The sequence below is a fragment of the Streptomyces sp. NPDC031274 genome, assembly GCF_055570235.1.
The window spans coordinates 1-1144 of sequence record NZ_JBVIHP010000380.1 but is presented as its reverse complement, the minus strand read 5'-3'; the positions used below and the strand labels follow the sequence as shown (position 1 = coordinate 1144).

Here is a 1144-nt window from a genome sequence, read left to right as displayed (position 1 = left end):
CCCCCTGGGGCTCGGACCGGCCCCCAACCACGTCACCTATGTGACCAACCCCCTTCTCTGGGCCGACCCACTCGGGCTCGCGCCTTGTGATGTGGCCCTGGGGTACGGACATGGGGGGACCAAGGCGTTCGCGCAGTCCAGAGGTTTCACCCATTACATGGACCTCGGCCCGGACGAGTGGCGGGGGCCCGTCTTTGAAGCGATCAAGGATGGATCGGTTCGGCTCCACGTGAATATGAATCAGTTCCCCGCAGACGGATTCGAAGGAATGGCCAAGAGGGGGCTCGGTCATGATGGGCCCGCTTTCCATGCAACGGAGGAAGAAATGGGGATGATTGCCAGAGCCGTAAAAAACGGGCGCCGCAGCTGGGACTCAATTACGTTCTACGACAAGAACGGAGTCCCGGACCCGACCGTGCTGGAGCCCGACTGGGCTAACATGGGAAGGGTACGACCTTTCATTGAGGACATGGAATGAACGGCATGAATTCAGAACTCTATCCAGACCTCGTGGAGCTGGGTGGTCTCGTCAAGGCGTTGACGCATGTATCTCGCCAGAGCGGCATCGACCTGGGTGTCGTGGAGTCCGCATCTTCTAATCCCCGAGGGCACCTCTTCAATGCGACGGTGACTTCCGGCAGAGGGCTAATCGGAATCTCCATTGGGGCGCACAAGAGATCTTTCGCGATCAATATTTCAGATGCTCAGCATCAATGGGCGGTCGGCGATACCGGCAGCCTGCTCACAGCTGTTGAGGTGGCCGAATCCTGGCGAAACGGGGTGACACTCAGGGAATTGAAATCCCGGTTCCCGTTCATGGAGTACAACGAACTCGCGCAGGCATACGAGGACGGTGACCCCATCGCGACCCAGTGGGGCATCCTCTTGCACGACAACGTGTTTGCGGAGTATCGGCCGCTGACACGCGAGATCTACGCCCATGAGCAACTGCGCGCCCTGTTCCCCTTCTACAGCATGGGAATGCTTCGTCTCTCCACGGACCACACCAGTCGCCAGGCGGGAGAGATCCGGATCTCTCCACTGCGCAGCGGCGGTTACCGCGTCGAGTCCACCGTCTCCGGCGGGGAGACACATGTGGAGAACATGGATCGCATCGCCGAGGCGGCGGCCGCTTTCCTGGATG

Annotated in this window: 2 protein-coding genes; both read left to right on the top strand. The window is 60.3% G+C overall.

Features of this window, described 5'->3' with window-relative positions; genetic code table 11:
• A partial coding sequence (locus ACZ5CR_RS46525; protein ID WP_468870102.1) for a hypothetical protein occupies positions 1 to 478 on the top strand: 478 nt, incomplete at its 5' end.
• Positions 475 to 1144 (top strand): DUF6193 family natural product biosynthesis protein (locus ACZ5CR_RS46520; RefSeq protein WP_468870101.1); only part of this gene is annotated, 670 nt, incomplete at its 3' end. The genes ACZ5CR_RS46525 and ACZ5CR_RS46520, both read left to right, overlap by 4 nt.